This window comes from Algimonas arctica (genome assembly GCF_014652695.1).
In the GTDB taxonomy this organism is placed as follows: Bacteria; Pseudomonadota; Alphaproteobacteria; order Caulobacterales; family Maricaulaceae; genus Litorimonas; species Litorimonas arctica.
In genome coordinates, this window is sequence record NZ_BMZH01000001.1 from 393,802 (window position 1) to 410,604 (window position 16,803).

The following is a 16,803-nucleotide window of genomic DNA, read 5'->3' on the forward strand; positions in this document are numbered from 1 at the left end:
GCTTGCGTTCGAGGTGAACTATGAGCGATACGTCTCGGTAATTTCAAGCGAAAACAAGATTAGGTTTTAAGGACGCGATATGGCGAGCTGTGCATTTCTTGGACTTGGCGTGATGGGTTTTCCCATGGCGGGACATCTCAGAGCGAACGGACATGATGTTCGCGTCTGGAACCGGACAGCCACACGATCAAAAGCATGGGCAGCGGAACATGGGGAGGGGGCGTTCGAGAGCGTGACCGATGCGGTCTCTGGGGCGGACTTTGTTATGCTCTGTGTCGGTGCAGATAAGGACGTATATGCTGTCATCGATCAAATTACACCGTCGCTCAAATCGGGCGCGATCGTCATTGATCATACGACGGCGTCGCCCGATTGCGCCCGCACTGTGGCGATCACGCTCACGGATCGAGGGTTTGAATTTTTAGACGCACCGATTTCCGGCGGGCAGTCGGGCGCAGAAGCCGGAACCTTGTCTGTAATGTGCGGCGGCGAGGCGGCGACATTTGCGGAGGCTCTCCCGGTGATGCAAAGCTATGGCCGCACGATCACCCATCTCGGTCCCTCTGGCGCCGGTCAGACGGCCAAGTGCGTCAATCAAATTTGTATTGCTGGAGCATTGCAGGGCCTGTCTGAAGGGTTGCGCTTTGCCCAAGCCGCCGGACTTGATGCCGAAACCTTACTCGCCGCTATTGGCGGGGGCGCAGCGCAAAGTTGGCAAATGGACAACCGGCTTTTGACTATGGCGAAGGACGAATTTGACTTTGGCTTTGCCATTGACTGGATGCGCAAGGATCTCGGAATTGCCATGGACGAAGCGGCCCGCATGGGCGTGGGGCTTCCGATCACAGAGCAAGTCGACGACGCCTATGAAAAAATACAAGCGCAGGGCGGAGCCCGACAAGATACGTCAGCGCTCATTCGAAGTTTGCCAAAAGTGTCGAAGTCGTCCGGTTAAATCATTCGCCAGCGAGTAATTTTGCGGCCCGGATAGCACCATAGGTGAGGATTGCGTCGCATCCCGCGCGTCGAAAGGCTGTCAGGGTTTCGATGAGAAGGCGATCACTGTCGCCCCAGCCGTTTTCGCTGGCTGACTGTATCATGGCATATTCGCCGCTGACCTGAAAAGCGAAGGTTGGAACCGCGAATTCAGATTTTATCCGGTGGCAAATATCGAGATAGGGTAGGCCGGGTTTGACCATCACCATGTCTGCGCCTTCTTGCAAGTCGAGCGCGACTTCCTGCAGCGCTTCGTCTGCGTTAGCTGGGTCCATCTGATAGGTGCGCTTGTCGCCGCGCAGTGCAGAGGCGGTCCCGATCGCATCGCGGTATGGACCGTAAAACGCTGAGGCGAACTTGGCTGCATAGGATAGGATCATCACATCGGGGTGTCCGGCGTGATCCAGTGCGTCCCGGATAAGGCCAACGCGCCCATCCATCATATCAGACGGAGCGACGATATCGGCCCCGGCATTCGCCAGAATAACAGCGCCTTTGGCCAATAGTTCCAAGGTGGAATCATTGTCGATCGTGTCACCGAGCATTAGTCCGTCATGACCGTGATCTGTGAACGGGTCGAGCGCGACATCGACGATGATGCCAATCTCTGGAACTTCCGCTTTCAAGCGGCGGATGGCGGCGGGAACAAACCCGTCCGCATTCAAGGCTTCGCTAGCAGTCGCATTTTTTCGCGTCGGGTCGATATGCGGGAACAAGGCAATCGCCGGAATCCCCAGAGAGGCCGCTTCTTTGGCCTGTTCGACGAGCGCGTCGAGGCCGAGGCGTGCTACACCGGGAAGGCTGGCGACCGGACCTTCTGCTGCTTTTGAGTCTGTGATTACCGTCGTCAAAACCAAGTCATGAACCGTCAGACGTGTTTCGCGAGTCAAGTTACGTGACCACGGTGTCAGTCTCTTGCGACGCATTCTTAACTGGGGAAATTGGCTCATTTAAATCAAGTCTTTCAGAGAGTTAGCGAATGTGCTCTGCGTCACAAAAGCGCAACTTTGTCACTGTGCTTCACTAGCCTTTAAGTTGCCTCTGGTCTATATCGTTCGGAGTACGAAGGCAAACAGGTGCGACGTGACCAACGTGACTAGATATCGGGATCAATTCCAAGCTGCCGTCGATACGGTGCGCCAAGAAGGGCGCTATCGTATCTTCCGTGACATTCGACGGAAGAAAGGCGCTTTCCCCCGCGCGACCTGGTTCAAAGATAATCTCGAAGAGAAAAATATTACGGTTTGGTGCTCAAACGATTACCTCGGCATGGGCCAAAATGACTGTGTTGTTGAAGCTGTAAAATCTGCCGTTGATGCGGCTGGCACAGGATCTGGCGGCACACGCAATATTTCTGGCACAACGCGCTACCATGTCCAGCTCGAAGAAGAGCTTGCGGACCTGCATGATAAGTCGGCGTCGTTGGTCTTTACGTCCGGCTATGTCGCGAACGAAGCCGCGCTCTCGACGATGAGCAAAATCCTTCCAGGTTTGCATATTCTGTCAGATGAAATGAACCATGCGTCGATGATTTCCGGCATCCGAAATGCCCGCACGCACAAACATATTTTCAAACATAATAATCTCGCCGACCTCGAAGCGAAGCTTAAGGCCATCCCGGCTGACGCGCCAAAATTGATCGCGTTTGAGTCTGTCTATTCCATGGACGCCGATATCGCCCCGATCGCAGAGATTTGCGATCTGGCCGATAAGTATAATGCCCTGACCTATATCGACGAAGTTCATGCGGTTGGCATGTATGGCCCACGCGGCGGTGGCGTGAGTGAGCAACGCGGCCTGATGGACCGGATCGATATTATTCAAGGCACATTAGCCAAAGCCTACGGCATGATCGGGGGCTATATCGCCGCCGATAAAGTCATTGTGGATGCCATCCGCAGTCTTGCCTCAGGCTTCATCTTTACAACATCAATCCCGCCTTCAACCGCGGCGGGTGCGCTTCGGTCGGTCCGCATCCTCAAGATCACCCCCGAAGTACGTTCGCAGCACCAAGAGCGCGCCAATTCGCTAAAAGCGCGGTTCCGCGCGGCAGGCTACCCTTTCATTGATGGCGACACGCATATTGTCCCGCTGATGATCGGTGATCCGGTCAAATGTCAGGCGATCAGCGACCGTTTAATCGAAGGTTACGGCATTTACGCCCAACCGATCAATTACCCGACGGTGCCACGGGGCACAGAACGTCTCCGGTTCACGCCCAGCCCTTTTCATTCCGACGTCATGTTAGACGAACTTATGTCTGCGCTCTCGCAGGTTTGGGCGGAGTTCGAATTACCGCGGGAAAAGGTTGCTTGATTCCGCCCCACTTGCGTTGTCGCGCGGTCAGGAAGCGGTTATAGGCGGGGCGTTCTTTCTCTGACGCAGGGTTTTCCATGTCCGCCGCCGAAAACAAATCTTCTGAGTATCTCAATAAGTTTTTCTCGCAGAGTCTCGCTGAGCGTGACCCGGCGTTGTTCTCTTGTATGCAAGATGAACTGCAGCGCCAGCAGCAAGAAATAGAGCTGATCGCGTCTGAGAACATTGTCTCTCACGCTGTTATGGAGGCCCAAGGGTCTGTTTTAACGAATAAATATGCCGAAGGTTATCCGGGGCGTCGTTACTATGGCGGCTGCCAATATGTGGACGTGGCAGAACAGTTGGCGATTGATCGGGCGACAGAATTGTTCGGCTGTGGCTTTGCCAATGTGCAGCCCAACAGCGGATCACAAGCCAATCAAGGCGTGTTTCTCGCGCTATTGCAGCCCGGCGATACGATTCTCGGGATGGATCTCGCGTCTGGAGGGCACCTCACACACGGCGCACCGCCTAATATGTCGGGCAAATGGTTCAATGCTGTCTCATATGGTGTCCGCGAAGACGACCACCTGATTGATTATGATCAGGTTGAAGCGCTCGCGCTGGAGCATCATCCAAAAATGATCATTTGCGGTGGCTCGGCCTATAGTCGCGTTATCGACTTTGCCCGATTCCGCGCGATAGCGGATAAGGTTGGCGCCTACCTCCATGTTGATATGGCGCATTTCGCCGGATTGGTTGCAGGCGGGGTTCATCCGAGCCCGTTCCCACATGCCCATGTCGCGACAACGACAACACATAAAACGCTACGCGGCCCACGCGGCGGCATGATCCTGACAAATGACGAAAAGTTGGCCAAGAAGTTCAATTCTGCGATTTTCCCCGGTTTGCAAGGCGGGCCGTTGATGCACGTTATCGCTGGCAAGGCCGTCGCGTTTGCGGATTGCCTGCAACCCGAATTCAAAGATTACGCCGCGCGCGTGATTGAAAACTGCAAAGCTATGGCCGGGGCATTGGTCGAAGGCGGTTACGCTGTCATTACAGGCGGAACGGACACGCACTTAGCGTTGATCGATTTGTCGCCAAAAGGCGTGAAGGGGAATGCTGCCGAGAAAGCCCTCGGTCGCGCTTATATCACGTGTAACAAGAACGGCATTCCATTCGACAAAGAGAAATTCACCATCACGTCCGGCATTCGCGTTGGTTCCCCGGCAGGGACGACCCGCGGCTTCGGTCCAGCAGAATTCAGGGAAGTGGGCAAGTTGATGTGCGAGGTGCTGGATGCGCTCGCAGAAAACCCAAAGGGTGATCCTGATGTGGAGGCCAGTGTTCGTGATCGTGTGAAAGCGCTGACAGCGCGGTTCCCTATTTATCAGAGCGTATCGGCTTAACAGCCGCCAAATCGTCTACTCTTAAAGCCGGCGGAGACGTCGGCTTTTTTATGTGCGATATAAATTTAACATATAAAACAATGGGTTGGTGAAGTCTCTAAAGAACCTATGCATAATTGCTATCCTCATTTGGGTCGCTTATAAGTAAAACTTATAATCATCTGTCAGCCACCTATCGCGTGTTCGGTATACAGAACGCTCGCGGCCTCAGACCTTTGCAACTCTTACAAATCTCCCCTATGAGCGGGTTATGCGCTGCCCATTTTGTTCGAGCGAAGATACGCAAGTAAAAGACTCGCGTCAGGCCGAGGATGGTAATGCCGTCCGACGTCGGCGACTCTGTTCCAAATGTGGTGGCCGATTCACAACGTTTGAACGCGTTCAGCTCCGTGACCTTCAAGTTATCAAAAATTCTGGCAAACAGGTTCCGTTTGATCGTGACAAGCTGATGCGGTCAGTTCGGATCGCGTTGCAAAAACGCCCCATTGATGAAGACCGTGTCGAACAAATGGTATCGGGCATTGTGCGCCAACTGGAATCATCCGGCCAAGCCGATGTGACCTCTGATTACATTGGTGAGTTGGTGATGGAGGGGCTCTCCGAGCTCGATAAGATCGCCTATGTTCGCTATGCTAGCGTTTACCGCGATTTCCGCGCGACAGAAGATTTCGGGCAGTTCATCGAATCCGAAAAGCTTCGCGACGAAAGTTAGGCCGCATGTTTACGGGAATCATTACCGACGTCGGTCGGCTGCGCGAGGTAACGCGTGTGACGGGCTCCGAATGGGGCGACACCCGCATGATCGTGGAAACTGCCTTTGATACGGATACAATCAACATTGGCGCGTCCATCGCACATTCGGGTGCGTGTATGACTGTCGTCGATAAAGGCCGGGACAAAGATCAAAATTGGTATGCGTTCGACGTGTCGGACGAAAGTCTTGATAAAACCACCCTTGGAGACTGGGCGGTCGGGCAAGCGATCAATTTAGAGCGCGCTTTGACAGGGACGGATGAACTGGGCGGCCATATGGTGACGGGCCATGTCGATACGACGGCGCGCTGTGTTTCGCGTGATGCTGTGGCCGGGTCTACACGCTATCGGATCAAAGTGCCTGAAGACCTTGCTTTTGCGATTGCTCCGAAGGGGTCTGTGACAGTGGACGGGGTCTCTTTAACGGTGAATGATGTGAGCGCCGGGACTTTCATGATTAACATCATCCCGCACACATTAGAGGTTACGACACTGGGTCGATTACAGCCCGGTGACGAGGTAAATCTGGAAATTGACGTGATCGCTCGCTATGTGGCGCGTTACCTGAGCCACATGAAAGCCTAATAGAGGCTAAGGAGAGGGTTTGACCCAAGTGAACGAAGCGACTTTTCAGGATGTTTATAACCTCGCAACACCCGAGGAAATCATCGAGGATGCGCGCAATGGGCGCATGTATATTCTTGTCGACGCAGAGGATCGGGAAAATGAGGGCGACCTTATTATCCCGGCGCAATTTGCGACACCTGATGCGATCAATTTCATGGCGAAGTTTGGGCGTGGCCTGATTTGTCTAGCGCTCGAAAAACAGCGTGCAGAAGAGCTCGACCTCAAAAATATGAGCACCGACAATGCGTCACGCTTCGAAACCGCCTTTACCCAATCGATTGAGGCCCGCGAAGGTGTGACAACTGGCATTTCCGCCGGTGACCGCGCGCGGACGACACAAGTGGCGATTGATCCGGACAGCCGCCCGGACGACATTGTCAGCCCCGGCCATATGTTCCCGATCATTGCCAAAGAAGGCGGCGTTTTGGTTCGGACAGGCCATACGGAAGCATCTGTCGATATTTCCCGCTTAGCGGGACTAAACCCGTCTGCTGTGATCTGCGAAATCATGAATGATGACGGCACGATGGCGCGCTTGGACGACCTCGTCATCTTCGCTCAATTCCACGGCTTAAAGATCGGGACGATTGAAAGCCTCGTCGCGCACCGACTGGAACGCGACCATTTCGTCAAACATATTGCGACCTCGGACTTCACGTCACAGCGTGGCGATGATTTCAAAATCCATGTTTATCGCAATCTGCTCGACGGTAAAGACCATGTCGCTTTGTCACGCGGTGAAGCCAAAGCTGACGCGCCGAGCCTGGTTCGCGTTCATAAAATCGACTTTGCCGGGGATATTCTCTCCGAGGATAGTCCACGCGCTGGCCTGATTTGGGACGCGATGAAAGTGTTGGCAGAACATGATGGTCACGGCGTGTTGGTGTTGATCCGGGAGGGGTCAATCGATTCGCTCTTGGAACGATTGGGCGCGCATAAATCGACTGTTGACCGCAAAGAACAAACTGTGCGTGAATATGGCGTCGGAGCACAAATTCTGACACATCTCGGCGTAACGAAAATGACGCTCCTGTCGAATTCCATGCCGAAATTGATCGGGCTTGATGCCTATGATCTCGAAATCGTCGGCCTTCATCCCCTCACACATACACGGACCTAAGCCCATGAAAGTGCTCGTCATCGAGGCGCGTTTTTACGAGCCCATCTCCGATATGCTGCTCGACGGCGCGCTTGATGCGCTCGGCGCGGCAGACGTTGACGTTTTTCAGGTGACGGTGCCGGGTGCACTCGAAATCCCGCACGTCATCAGTTTCGCGGAAGCGGCCGGCGCTGGCTACGATGCCTATGTCGCCTTGGGTTGCGTTATCCGCGGTGAAACAACTCATTATGATTATGTCTGCCAAGAAAGCGCGCGCGCGCTCATGGACTTAGCTGTGACCCAGCAACTGGCCATCGGTAACGGTATCATCACCGTCGAAAATGAAGCCCAAGCGATAGCTCGCGCGGATAAGTCTCAAAAGGACAAGGGCGGGTTTGCAGCACGCGCGGCGATAACCATGGTCGGCATTCGCGATGAACTCGCCGAAAGTGCCGAGACATGAGCGGCTCCACGCCAAAGCTGAGACGCGAAGCGCGTCTGTCTGGGGTTCAAGCTCTCTACCAAATGGACGTCGCCAACGCGAAGTCTAAGCAAGTTATCTACGAATTTCTAAACCACCGTTTTGGCTATGAAGGCGAAAACGGCATGGTGACGGCCGATGAAAAATTCTTCGAAGAACTCGTCGAAGGGGTCGTGCGTGAACAAGATCAAATCGATGCCAAGTTGGATGCACAGCTTCCGGACAAATGGCCGCTTCGTCGGCTTGATATGACGCTTCGCGCGCTCCTTCGGGCGGGTGTTTTTGAAATTACACAACGCCCCGATGTTCCTGCGCTCGTAATTATCGATGAATATGTGGCCATTGCCTCAGACTTTTTTAGCGGCAAAGAGCCCGGAATGGTCAACGCTGTGATGGATAAAATTGCCCGCGCCGTGCGGTCGGCAGAATTTGGCCTTCCATTGCCTGCGTCGATTTCTGTTGATCCCATCGAAGTGTCTGATGACGCCGATACGTCGACACTCATTGATGACGCGGACAGTTGAACGAACGCGACTTTATTGCCTTGCTGCGTCCGCTCGCCGGACCTGCGGCCCTTAACCTGGATGATGACGCCGCGATTTTAACGCCGCCTCCAGGGCAAGACCTGATCGTGTCCAAGGACACGATGGTTGAGGGTGTTCATTTTCCAAAAGGTCGGATTGGCGGGGGTTTTTCCGAACGCCTTCTGCGTACAGCGCTTTCTGATCTCGCCGCTAAAGGTGCCCGCCCGATCGGTTATATGCTCTCAGTCGCGTGGCCGATAGGGCGTGATCCCAAATGGCTGAATGGGTTTGTTCGGGGCTTGCACGACGCGCAAGAAAGCTTTGATTGCCCCCTGATTGGGGGGGATACAACATCAACTGATGGCCCGCTTGTCGCCAGTGTTACGGTGTTCGGCCTTGTTCCCAACGGCGAAATGGTCCGCAGATCAGGCGCGAAACCGGGCGATGACGTCTGGTTCACAGGCACATTAGGTTTAGCTGAAATAGGACTGGCCATTGTGTCGGGACACGCGGTTGATCTGAGTCCGTCTAAGCGACTAGTGGCGGAAGAGGCCTACTTGAGGCCAGAACCCAGATTCGCGTTTCGAAAGGTTTTGCGACGTTTCGCAACGGCGGCAGCTGATATTTCGGATGGGCTGCTTAGTGAAGCAGGGCATATCGCAACGGCGAGTGGCGTTCAGATAGATTTGATCGCCGAAACCACAAAAAATGCGGACTTTGGGGACGATTACGAACTTCTCTTTACGGCATCCGCGCGCAATCGAGAGGAAATTGTCGAGGGGGCAAAAGCAATCGGATTGCCTTTAACGCTATGCGGACATGTCTTAGAGGGTGTCGGCGTGACCGTAGAGGGGACCGTCGTTAAACCTGAGGGCTATCGCCATCGATTCTAATTGGGGCCGCCGCCCGGAACGTCCTGATTGCCGCCACCGATTCTATCCGTTGGGATACGGCCAATCGTCCCAAACACTTGCTCAAGGACGGACAATTCGCGTCCGCGCGTCGGTGTTTCACGATTCTCGTAATTGACGACGCGGCGATCTTCAATGCCGTATTCAGCCACTTTTGTGACCTGTCCATCGGCATTAAATGAGATGGCGGTGATCGTTTGTTCCTGCACTTGCGGGCGAAGATAGGCGTAACGTTCACGAACTTGATTGATATAATACCAAGTGTCTTGCTCGACATCTTCGTCAAATGTGCCTTCAACGGAGGGGCTACCCAAGGACGCAAGCACACTGGCTTTCGTGTCCGTGCTCGGATTAATCTCCTGCGGCTTGGCGTCCTGTGTCGGGACATAACCATGCGTCCGAAGGATCGGGTTGCATCCGGTCGCGACAAGTGCGCCGATGATCATGAATGCTGCAACAGAATTGCGCATGAGCCGTCTCTCAATTAGGGCGCCAGAAATCTTATGTTGCCCTAGCCAAAGCGTCAGGGCTTCGCAAGTATGGCGCACTGTATATGACGGAGGCTTAACATGGGCTTGTTTGATCGATTGATGGGGCGTGATTTGCCCGAGCGTAAAGATGCGCGTCGCATATACCGCCACCTGATGGCGCAAGCGCGCACCCCTGCGTTTTACGGGCAGGGAGGAATAGCGGATGACTTTGATGGTCGGATCGACATGATTGCGCTGCATTTAACGATTATTATGGAACGGCTTCGCTCGGAGGGGGAAGACGGGGCGTTGCTCAATCAGGCGCTGTTTGATGAGATGAAAGATGATTTCGAAGTCGCTCTGCGGGAAGAAGGTATTTCGGACACGGGTGTGAAACGCCGGATCAAACCGATGATTGGCCATTTTTACGACCGTCTGAAAACTTATACCGATGCGTTAAAGACTGAAAATCCGCAGAAGACCCTCGCCGATAGCTTTGTTATTGCGACGGAAAATGAAAATCCGTCCACTTTTGCCCTGAAACTGGCTGATTATTCGCTCGATTGGTTGAAGGATCTGCGAACTCTGTCCATGAAGCAAATAACGGACGGCCGGATCTTCTTTCCGGAGCTTTAAAGTTTCCTGAACTTTAGAACTATCACACGCGCGAACGGGGGCATATAGCATCGAAATGCTTGATGGGCTGGTTATATCGATTGATGCCATGGGCGGGGACGAAGCCCCCGATATGGTAATCAAAGGGTTGGAGTATTTCTTGACCCATGAAGGGAAGGGCCGTCGCGCCCGGTTCCTTTTGCATGGCGATCAAGCCAAGCTCACTCCGTTGCTCGCAAAAGCGCCCCGAACCCGGGAGCGGTCCGAGGTCGTCCACACAGAAAAAACGATTTCAATGGATGACAAGCCGTCCCAGGCTCTGCGTCGGGGGAAAGATAGTTCCATGTGGAACGCCGTGGCCGCTGTGAAGGCCAAACGGGCCGAAATTGCGCTCTCAGCAGGGAATACAGGCGCGCTCATGGCGATGAGCAAGTTGCAACTACGGATGAAGCAGGGGGTTCAACGCCCCGCGCTCGCCGCGCTTTGGCCCAAAGAAAACGGGGTTTCAGTCGTGCTCGACGTGGGCGCGAATATTGATGTTGATGCGGCGCAGCTCACGGAATTCGCTGTGATGGGCGAAGCCTACCATAAGGCTCTCTATAAAAGTGAATCGCCGTCAATTGGCTTGCTCAACGTCGGGACAGAGGATCAAAAAGGGAATGCTGTCATCCGCGCCGCGCACGAGCGTTTGTCAGAAAGCCAGCTGGGACTGAATTATGCGGGCTATGTCGAAGGCAATGATATTTCGACGGGGACTGTCGATGTTATCGTGACGGACGGATTTACTGGAAACATTGCGCTAAAAACCGCTGAAGGCATGGCGAAATTGATCGGCACCTTTTTCAATGAGGCGCTTCAAGGTAATTTTTGGTCCAAAATGCTGACGTTTTTGAATGCCTATGCCCTTTTCAAATTGAAACGTCGGATCGACCCGCGTCGCGTTAATGGCGCCGTTTTCTTAGGGCTGAACGGGATTGTTATCAAAAGTCACGGCGGCACCGACCGCGTGGGCTTTGCGAATGCCGTCAATATTGCGATCTTATTAGCCGAAACCGATTTCATGCATGCGATCGATGTGCGCCTTGATGCGTTACACGATGAAGACGACAATATTGGATTTATCCCGTGACCAGTAGAGCCGTTATCCGAGGTATCGGCAGTTATTTGCCAGCTTGCGTTATGGAAAACGCCGAATTTGCGTCACGACTTGGTCTCGAAACGTCCGATGAATGGATCCGCGAACGCACGGGTATTAAGCGCCGTCACATAGCGGCGGACGGTGAGACGACGTCTGATCTCGGCTTTGCTGCGGCGCAAAAAGCGCTCGCCCATGCCAATATGGATATTAGCGAGATCGACCTCATTATGGTCGCAACATCCACACCTGATCTGACATTCCCGTCGACGGCAACAATGATTCAACACCGTCTGGGTATGACTCACGGGGCTGCGTTTGATATTCAGGCCGTCTGTAGTGGCTTTCTCTACGGCATTCACACGGCTAACGCCTTAATCCGATCCGGAGCCCATCAACGGATTTTGTTGATCGGGGCTGAAACTTTCTCTCGGATTCTTGACTGGGAAGACCGCGGGACCTGTGTCTTGTTTGGTGATGGTGCGGGCGCGATCATCCTCGAAGGACAAAACGACACAGAGGATGGCATCATTCATTCCATTATCCGGTCCAATGGCGCGCATAAGGACATGCTTTATGTCGACGGCGGTCCGTCATCGACTGGAACGGTCGGTAAATTGCGAATGTTAGGCAATGCCGTTTTCAAACATGCTGTCACCGACATTGCCGGAATTATTCGAACCTGTGCCGAAGAAGCGAACTATGATGTCCCGACCATTGATTGGTTTGTCCCGCATCAGGCGAATCAACGTATTTTGACGGCTGTCGCGCGAAAATTAAAATTACAACCTGAGCAAGTTATCTCGACGGTCGATGAACATGCCAACACATCCGCCGCTAGTGTGCCGCTCGCGTGGGATGCGGCTGTGCGTGATGGGCGGATCAAACGCGGGGACACAATTATGCTTGAAGCCTTCGGTGGCGGCTTTACTTGGGGCGCATGCCTGCTTCGATACTGAATTTGCAAAGCTTTTCCAAAGAATTGCCTATTTTTGTCTTGCACTAGGCGGCATCGATTTGCTTATATGATCTTATGGTAAGCAATACCGTTAATACGGGCACAGTGACGCGCGCGGATCTCGCCGAAGCGCTATACACAGAGATTGGCCTTTCGCGGTCGGATTCTGCTGACTTGGTTGAATCCGTCATTGGCCATGTGTCCGATGCTCTCCTCAAAGGCGAAAATGTGAAGCTGGCCGGGTTTGGCACTTTTCTTTTGCGTGAGAAGAGCGAACGCATTGGACGCAACCCGAAGACGGGGGTCGAAGTCGCGATTACACCGCGCCGTGTTCTTGTTTTTAAACCGAGCCAAGTTCTTCGTGAAAGAGTCGATTCGGCACTTAGCCCAAAAAAGTGATAGTGTCTGATTCGCAACAGGGCTAATCCATGCGAATGAAGACCACACGTGCCTTCAGAACGATCAGTGAAGCCGGAGACGAACTCGGACTGCAGCCGCACGTCTTGCGTTTCTGGGAATCTAAATTCTCTGACATCAAACCGATTAAGCGTGGCGGAGGACGCCGGTTCTATCGCCCCGAAGACATTGAGTTTTTACGCGGTATCAAGACCCTCCTTCATGATGAGAAACATCCTATCAAGGATGTTCAAAAGCTGATCGCGAAAAGCGGAGCCAACCGTATCATTGAATTGGGACGATCTGTCGAAGAGGCCTCTCGCGAACGTGAGGTAAAAGACATGACGCTGGTACCGTCTAGAATAGAAAAACCAGAAGCCGAATCGCCAGCGCCGAATAAGCCTCAAACGCCTGCGGTGACACCAAAGCCAACTTTCGTGGCAAAGGTGACGCCTGCACCTATCCCCGCACCTGCGCCAGAGCCCGTTGCGCCCCCCGAACCCAAAGACATGTCGGGGTTAGAGGATGCTTTAGCGCGGCTACAGGCTCTTAAAGGGCAGTGGGATGCGTTCGATTCGTCTAAATAGACCGCGTTTCATCTCTTGCCGGAACATTCCCGTCTGCGTATAGCCGCGCCGTCAAGTGAGACGGAGTATGGCGCAGTCCGGTAGCGCACACGCCTGGGGGGCGTGGGGTCGCAGGTTCGAATCCTGCTACTCCGACCACTTGTTAAGTTTAAGCTGCCTAATGTCGCAGCCCATCTTTTGCTGAACGGCCTATAAGAGACCCATGGCTATTTCCTTCGATAAGCGAGTGCCTGGTTGGGTAACGGCTTGGCTGGGTTTCATGGTGATGCTGGTTGTCGCCATGATCGTGATTGGCGGTGCGACACGTCTGACCAATTCCGGCCTTTCCATTACCGAATGGTCGCCGATCCGCGGCGCCCTTCCGCCCTTGTCAGCCGAGGCGTGGATCGCGGAGTTCGAGAAATATAAACAAATCCCTGAATTTGAAGCCGAACATCCGGGAATGGATATCAACGGCTTTCGCTTCATCTACTTTTGGGAATGGGCTCACCGCCAACTCGGGCGAATTATCGGGCTCGCTTTTGCCGTTCCTTTTCTCATCTTGGCGGTAAGCCGGCGCTTACCCACCGAACGAGGTCTCACATTGCTTTCCGTCCTAATCCTGATTGGTCTGCAAGGTGCCATCGGGTGGTGGATGGTCCATTCGGGGCTGCAAGAGGGCATGGTCTCTGTCAGTCAATATCGTCTCGCGACACATTTGGGCATGGCAATCTTCATTCTTGGGATTTTGCTGTGGTTATTCTTGGATTCCACAAATGGGTGGCGACGCGATAAAGGGCAGGGCGCAGGGGTGTTGGCGCCGCTTTTCCTCGGTCTTGTCTACCTACAGATCATCGCGGGAGCCTTCGTGGCAGGAACCGCGAGTGGCAAAACCTATAATAGCTGGCCGCTCATGGACGGAAGTTTTGTCCCGTCCGGTTATTGGTTTCAGAATCCCGCTTGGCGAAACCTGTTTGAGAACAGCGCAGCCATTCAATTTAACCATCGAATGCTCGCTTATATTCTGTTGGTTGTGTTTGCCGTATTCGTCATAAAATATCGACGTAGTCCCAAACTCCGGATTCCCTTCATTGTCCTTGGCGGTCTGCTCACGTGGCAAGTCATGCTCGGCATTTGGACGTTATTGGCGGTCGCGCCGCTTAACCTTGCGCTATTGCATCAGTTTAGCTCGGTTCTTGTCTTCATCAGCGCAATTTGGTTGACATATCGCTGGAAAAAACACGGTAACAATATACCGTTTTAATAAGTAATTGATTTATAAAGGTAAATTCAGTCTTTATCCTGATATTGAGTCTTGACCGGTCTCTTGCCCGCCCGTAGTGGGCGCTCAACCTAATTCGTAGGTCCGCATGTATTGCGGGCCTTTCGTATTTTTCGAGGACAGACATGAAAACCACTAAGTTTCTCAAGACGGCCGAGGTCGAAAAGACCTGGATCGTCGTTGACGCAGAAGGCGCCGTTGTTGGCCGTCTTGCGTCTTTCGTAGCCATGCGCCTGCGCGGCAAACATCGCCCTGATTACACACCACACATTGATTGTGGTGACAATGTTGTCATCATCAATGCTGATAAGGTGCAGTTCACTGGCAAAAAACTGACGGACAAGAAATACTACCGTCACACGGGTCACCCCGGCGGCCTGAAAGAAACAACACCGGCGAAAATCTTGTCCGGTCGTTTCCCAGATCGTGTCATGCGTAAGGCTGTGCAGCGGATGCTGCCAAAAGAGTCTCCGCTGGCCCGTCAGCAACTCTCAAATCTCCGTGTTTATGCTGGATCAGAGCATCCGCATTCTGCACAAAACCCTGTCACGGTGGATTTCAAATCTGCCAACCGCAAAAACGTCAAGGGAGCATAGATCATGACTGACCAAGATACAGTCGTCGCGACAAGTCTCGAAGACCTTAAAGCTGCTATGGAAGACCAAGGCGCTGAAGCGGCTATGGATACACCGCTTCCCGAGCCTAAGATCGATGATCTTGGCCGTGCCTACGCGACCGGCAAACGGAAAAACTCTATCGCTCGTGTTTGGATCAAACCCGGTTCAGGCAAGATCGTCGTCAATGGCCGTGATCAAGAAGTTTACTTCGCACGTCCCGTTCTGCGCCTGATCATTGCGCAAGCTTTCCAAGTTGCGGATCGCGTTGACAGCTACGACGTCATGGCAACCGTCAAGGGCGGCGGCCTATCCGGACAAGCCGGTGCGCTCCGTCACGGTATCACTAAAGCGCTGACTTATTATGAGCCAATCTTGCGCGCTCCGTTGAAAGCCGCTGGCTTTATCACACGTGACTCACGTGTCGTGGAACGTAAGAAATACGGTAAAGCGAAAGCCCGTAAGAGCTTCCAGTTCTCGAAACGCTAAACAAATACAAACCTTTACGGTTTATTTTAGAGGCGCTTCGGGAGACCGAGGCGCCTTTTTTATTGGCCTAATGGCCTTGGGATGTCGACATGAAGAACGCGGCGATTTTTGGTGCAAGCGGATATACAGGCGCAGAAGCGGTTCGCTTGCTGCTGTCACATCCGAATATTCGTATTAAAGCCCTGTCGGCTAATCGTCATGCGGATGAGGATTATGGCGATGTTTTCGCCAACTTCGCCGGACAAGATTTGCCGCGCACGCAAGCCATCGACGACATTGATTTATTAGACATCGACGTAGTCTTTTCCTGCTTACCCCATTCAACGGGGCAGGCGGCTATAGCAAAAGCTCTGGGCCATGTAGATACCGTTATCGATGTGTCTGCTGATTTCCGTCTGTCTGACCCGGCGCTATTTGAACAAGTTTACGGCGCACCGCATAGTCAACCACAGTTTCTCAAGGATCGCGTTTACGGATTGACTGAATTTGCGCGTGACAGCTTGCTCGGCGCGCGCCTTGTCGCCTGTCCCGGTTGTTTCCCCACCTGCGCTCTGTTGGCCCTCTTGCCCGGCGTGCAAGCGGGCGCGTTTACACAAAGTACCCTTATCATTGATGCGAAAACGGGCGTGACGGGAGCGGGTCGGAAGGCCACGCTCGGCCTTCATTTCTCAGAAGTGTCTGACGGCGCGCATGCTTATGCTATTGGAAACCACCGCCATGCCCCTGAAATGGAACAAGAATTATCTCGGTATGGTTATGCGTCTCCAATCAGCTTTACGCCGCATCTTGTGCCGATGAACCGCGGCATGATCGCGACTTGCTACGTCGAATTGTCTGGAGACACGTCCGTCAATCAACTTCGGGCGCTCTATGCGGATCGCTATACGAACGATCCCTTTGTCCATGTCTTAGCTGAGGGAGACATTCCGCAAACCCGACATGTGCGGGGATCGAACCAAGCTCGAATCGCGGTGTGTGCGGATCGTGTACTAGGGCGGGCGATCATTATTTCAGTGATCGACAATCTCACCAAAGGCTCCAGCGGGCAGGCGATCCAGAACTATAATCTCACCCAAGGGTGGGACGAGACGCTCGGTCTGGAAACGACGGCGCTCTTTCCTTGATTGTCAGGCAAATTTTGCCGTTTCATCAGCAAAGTTTCATATGACGTAGCGCTCAA

At 53.5% G+C, this 16,803-nt stretch carries 20 protein-coding genes and 1 tRNA gene; 19 read left to right on the plus strand and 2 right to left on the minus strand.

Features of this window, described 5'->3' with window-relative positions:
* Window positions 1-79: 79 nt before the first annotated feature.
* Window positions 80-955, plus strand: coding sequence for an NAD(P)-dependent oxidoreductase (locus IE105_RS01890; RefSeq protein WP_189494827.1), 876 nt, complete (start codon window positions 80-82; stop codon window positions 953-955).
* 1 nt (window position 956) lies between these two features.
* Here IE105_RS01890 and hemB read toward each other — a convergent pair whose 3' ends face one another.
* The gene (gene hemB / locus IE105_RS01895) at window positions 957-1,946 is read right to left on the minus strand and encodes a porphobilinogen synthase (protein WP_189494828.1); all 990 of its coding nucleotides are present in this window, start codon (window positions 1,944-1,946) and stop codon (window positions 957-959) included.
* Window positions 1,947-2,079: 133 nt separating this feature from the next.
* On the opposite strand from hemB, the gene hemA reads away from it, so the two are divergent.
* The 8 genes from hemA to thiL all read left to right on the plus strand — a co-directional run bounded on the left by hemA (window position 2,080) and on the right by thiL (window position 9,080).
* Window positions 2,080-3,312 carry a 5-aminolevulinate synthase gene (hemA, locus tag IE105_RS01900; RefSeq protein ID WP_233353925.1) on the plus strand — a complete coding sequence of 411 codons (1,233 nt, stop codon included), beginning with the start codon at window positions 2,080-2,082 and terminating at the stop codon, window positions 3,310-3,312.
* Window positions 3,313-3,389: 77 nt separating this feature from the next.
* Window positions 3,390-4,703, plus strand: a complete 1,314-nt coding sequence (gene glyA, locus IE105_RS01905) for a serine hydroxymethyltransferase (RefSeq protein WP_189494830.1) — start codon at window positions 3,390-3,392, stop codon at window positions 4,701-4,703.
* A 250-nt stretch (window positions 4,704-4,953) separates the two neighbouring features.
* Window positions 4,954-5,415, plus strand: a complete 462-nt coding sequence (nrdR, locus tag IE105_RS01910; protein ID WP_189494832.1) for a transcriptional regulator NrdR — start codon at window positions 4,954-4,956, stop codon at window positions 5,413-5,415.
* Between the two features lie 5 nt (window positions 5,416-5,420).
* Window positions 5,421-6,041: a riboflavin synthase gene (locus tag IE105_RS01915; RefSeq protein WP_189494834.1), complete on the plus strand. Its 621-nt coding sequence runs from the start codon at window positions 5,421-5,423 to the stop codon at window positions 6,039-6,041.
* Window positions 6,042-6,060: 19 nt separating this feature from the next.
* Window positions 6,061-7,203: a 3,4-dihydroxy-2-butanone-4-phosphate synthase gene (gene ribB / locus IE105_RS01920; RefSeq protein ID WP_189494836.1), complete on the plus strand. Its 1,143-nt coding sequence runs from the start codon at window positions 6,061-6,063 to the stop codon at window positions 7,201-7,203.
* Between the two features lie 4 nt (window positions 7,204-7,207).
* Window positions 7,208-7,645: a 6,7-dimethyl-8-ribityllumazine synthase gene (gene ribH / locus IE105_RS01925; protein WP_233353926.1), complete on the plus strand. Its 438-nt coding sequence runs from the start codon at window positions 7,208-7,210 to the stop codon at window positions 7,643-7,645.
* Window positions 7,642-8,187 carry a transcription antitermination factor NusB gene (gene nusB, locus IE105_RS01930; protein WP_189494838.1) on the plus strand — a complete coding sequence of 182 codons (546 nt, stop codon included), beginning with the start codon at window positions 7,642-7,644 and terminating at the stop codon, window positions 8,185-8,187. Before ribH ends, nusB begins: the two co-directional genes overlap by 4 nt.
* Window positions 8,184-9,080 (plus strand): thiamine-phosphate kinase, encoded by an 897-nt coding sequence (gene thiL, locus IE105_RS01935; RefSeq protein WP_189494840.1) that lies wholly within the window; start codon window positions 8,184-8,186, stop codon window positions 9,078-9,080. The genes nusB and thiL overlap by 4 nt, the downstream gene beginning before the upstream one ends.
* Here the strand turns inward: thiL and IE105_RS01940 are convergent.
* Window positions 9,077-9,568 (minus strand): outer membrane protein assembly factor BamE, encoded by a 492-nt coding sequence (locus IE105_RS01940; RefSeq protein ID WP_189494842.1) that lies wholly within the window; start codon window positions 9,566-9,568, stop codon window positions 9,077-9,079. The genes thiL and IE105_RS01940 overlap by 4 nt on opposite strands.
* 99 nt (window positions 9,569-9,667) lie before the next feature.
* Here IE105_RS01940 and IE105_RS01945 point away from each other — a divergent pair, with 99 nt between their 5' ends.
* The 10 genes from IE105_RS01945 (at window position 9,668) to argC (ending at window position 16,747) form a co-directional block, all read left to right on the plus strand.
* Entirely contained in the window at window positions 9,668-10,204 is a 537-nt protein-coding gene (locus IE105_RS01945) for a ubiquinol-cytochrome C chaperone family protein (protein ID WP_189494844.1), read from the plus strand.
* Window positions 10,205-10,259: 55 nt separating this feature from the next.
* Window positions 10,260-11,312: a phosphate acyltransferase PlsX gene (plsX, locus tag IE105_RS01950; RefSeq protein ID WP_189494846.1), complete on the plus strand. Its 1,053-nt coding sequence runs from the start codon at window positions 10,260-10,262 to the stop codon at window positions 11,310-11,312.
* Window positions 11,309-12,277: a beta-ketoacyl-ACP synthase III gene (locus IE105_RS01955; protein WP_189494848.1), complete on the plus strand. Its 969-nt coding sequence runs from the start codon at window positions 11,309-11,311 to the stop codon at window positions 12,275-12,277. Before plsX ends, IE105_RS01955 begins: the two co-directional genes overlap by 4 nt.
* A 74-nt stretch (window positions 12,278-12,351) precedes the next feature.
* A complete protein-coding gene (locus IE105_RS01960; RefSeq protein WP_189494850.1) occupies window positions 12,352-12,675 on the plus strand; it encodes an integration host factor subunit alpha in 324 nt (107 codons plus the stop codon).
* A gap of 29 nt (window positions 12,676-12,704) precedes the next feature.
* Entirely contained in the window at window positions 12,705-13,259 is a 555-nt protein-coding gene (locus tag IE105_RS01965; RefSeq protein ID WP_233353927.1) for a MerR family transcriptional regulator, read from the plus strand.
* 61 nt (window positions 13,260-13,320) lie between these two features.
* Window positions 13,321-13,397: transfer RNA gene (locus tag IE105_RS01970), tRNA-Pro, on the plus strand.
* 64 nt (window positions 13,398-13,461) lie between these two features.
* Complete coding sequence (locus IE105_RS01975) at window positions 13,462-14,502, plus strand: COX15/CtaA family protein (RefSeq protein WP_189494852.1); 1,041 nt, start codon at window positions 13,462-13,464, stop codon at window positions 14,500-14,502.
* A gap of 143 nt (window positions 14,503-14,645) precedes the next feature.
* Window positions 14,646-15,116 (plus strand): 50S ribosomal protein L13, encoded by a 471-nt coding sequence (gene rplM, locus IE105_RS01980; RefSeq protein ID WP_189494854.1) that lies wholly within the window; start codon window positions 14,646-14,648, stop codon window positions 15,114-15,116.
* A gap of 3 nt (window positions 15,117-15,119) precedes the next feature.
* Window positions 15,120-15,623 (plus strand): 30S ribosomal protein S9, encoded by a 504-nt coding sequence (rpsI, locus tag IE105_RS01985; protein WP_189494855.1) that lies wholly within the window; start codon window positions 15,120-15,122, stop codon window positions 15,621-15,623.
* 89 nt (window positions 15,624-15,712) lie between these two features.
* Entirely contained in the window at window positions 15,713-16,747 is a 1,035-nt protein-coding gene (argC, locus tag IE105_RS01990) for an N-acetyl-gamma-glutamyl-phosphate reductase (protein WP_189494857.1), read from the plus strand.
* Window positions 16,748-16,803: the final 56 nt, after the last annotated feature.

Coding starts and splice junctions, on each gene's coding strand:
- nusB (WP_189494838.1), top strand. CDS start 7,642: ATGAGCGGCTCCACGCCAAAGCTGAGACGCGAAGCGCGTCTGTCTGGG.
- IE105_RS01975 (WP_189494852.1), top strand. CDS start 13,462: ATGGCTATTTCCTTCGATAAGCGAGTGCCTGGTTGGGTAACGGCTTGG.
- IE105_RS01960 (WP_189494850.1), top strand. CDS start 12,352: ATGGTAAGCAATACCGTTAATACGGGCACAGTGACGCGCGCGGATCTC.
- nrdR (WP_189494832.1), top strand. CDS start 4,954: ATGCGCTGCCCATTTTGTTCGAGCGAAGATACGCAAGTAAAAGACTCG.
- IE105_RS01945 (WP_189494844.1), top strand. CDS start 9,668: ATGGGCTTGTTTGATCGATTGATGGGGCGTGATTTGCCCGAGCGTAAA.
- rpsI (WP_189494855.1), top strand. CDS start 15,120: ATGACTGACCAAGATACAGTCGTCGCGACAAGTCTCGAAGACCTTAAA.
- argC (WP_189494857.1), top strand. CDS start 15,713: ATGAAGAACGCGGCGATTTTTGGTGCAAGCGGATATACAGGCGCAGAA.
- IE105_RS01890 (WP_189494827.1), top strand. CDS start 80: ATGGCGAGCTGTGCATTTCTTGGACTTGGCGTGATGGGTTTTCCCATG.
- IE105_RS01965 (WP_233353927.1), top strand. CDS start 12,705: ATGCGAATGAAGACCACACGTGCCTTCAGAACGATCAGTGAAGCCGGA.
- IE105_RS01915 (WP_189494834.1), top strand. CDS start 5,421: ATGTTTACGGGAATCATTACCGACGTCGGTCGGCTGCGCGAGGTAACG.
- IE105_RS01940 (WP_189494842.1), bottom strand. CDS start 9,568: ATGCGCAATTCTGTTGCAGCATTCATGATCATCGGCGCACTTGTCGCG.
- hemB (WP_189494828.1), bottom strand. CDS start 1,946: ATGAGCCAATTTCCCCAGTTAAGAATGCGTCGCAAGAGACTGACACCG.
- glyA (WP_189494830.1), top strand. CDS start 3,390: ATGTCCGCCGCCGAAAACAAATCTTCTGAGTATCTCAATAAGTTTTTC.
- ribH (WP_233353926.1), top strand. CDS start 7,208: ATGAAAGTGCTCGTCATCGAGGCGCGTTTTTACGAGCCCATCTCCGAT.
- rplM (WP_189494854.1), top strand. CDS start 14,646: ATGAAAACCACTAAGTTTCTCAAGACGGCCGAGGTCGAAAAGACCTGG.
- plsX (WP_189494846.1), top strand. CDS start 10,260: ATGCTTGATGGGCTGGTTATATCGATTGATGCCATGGGCGGGGACGAA.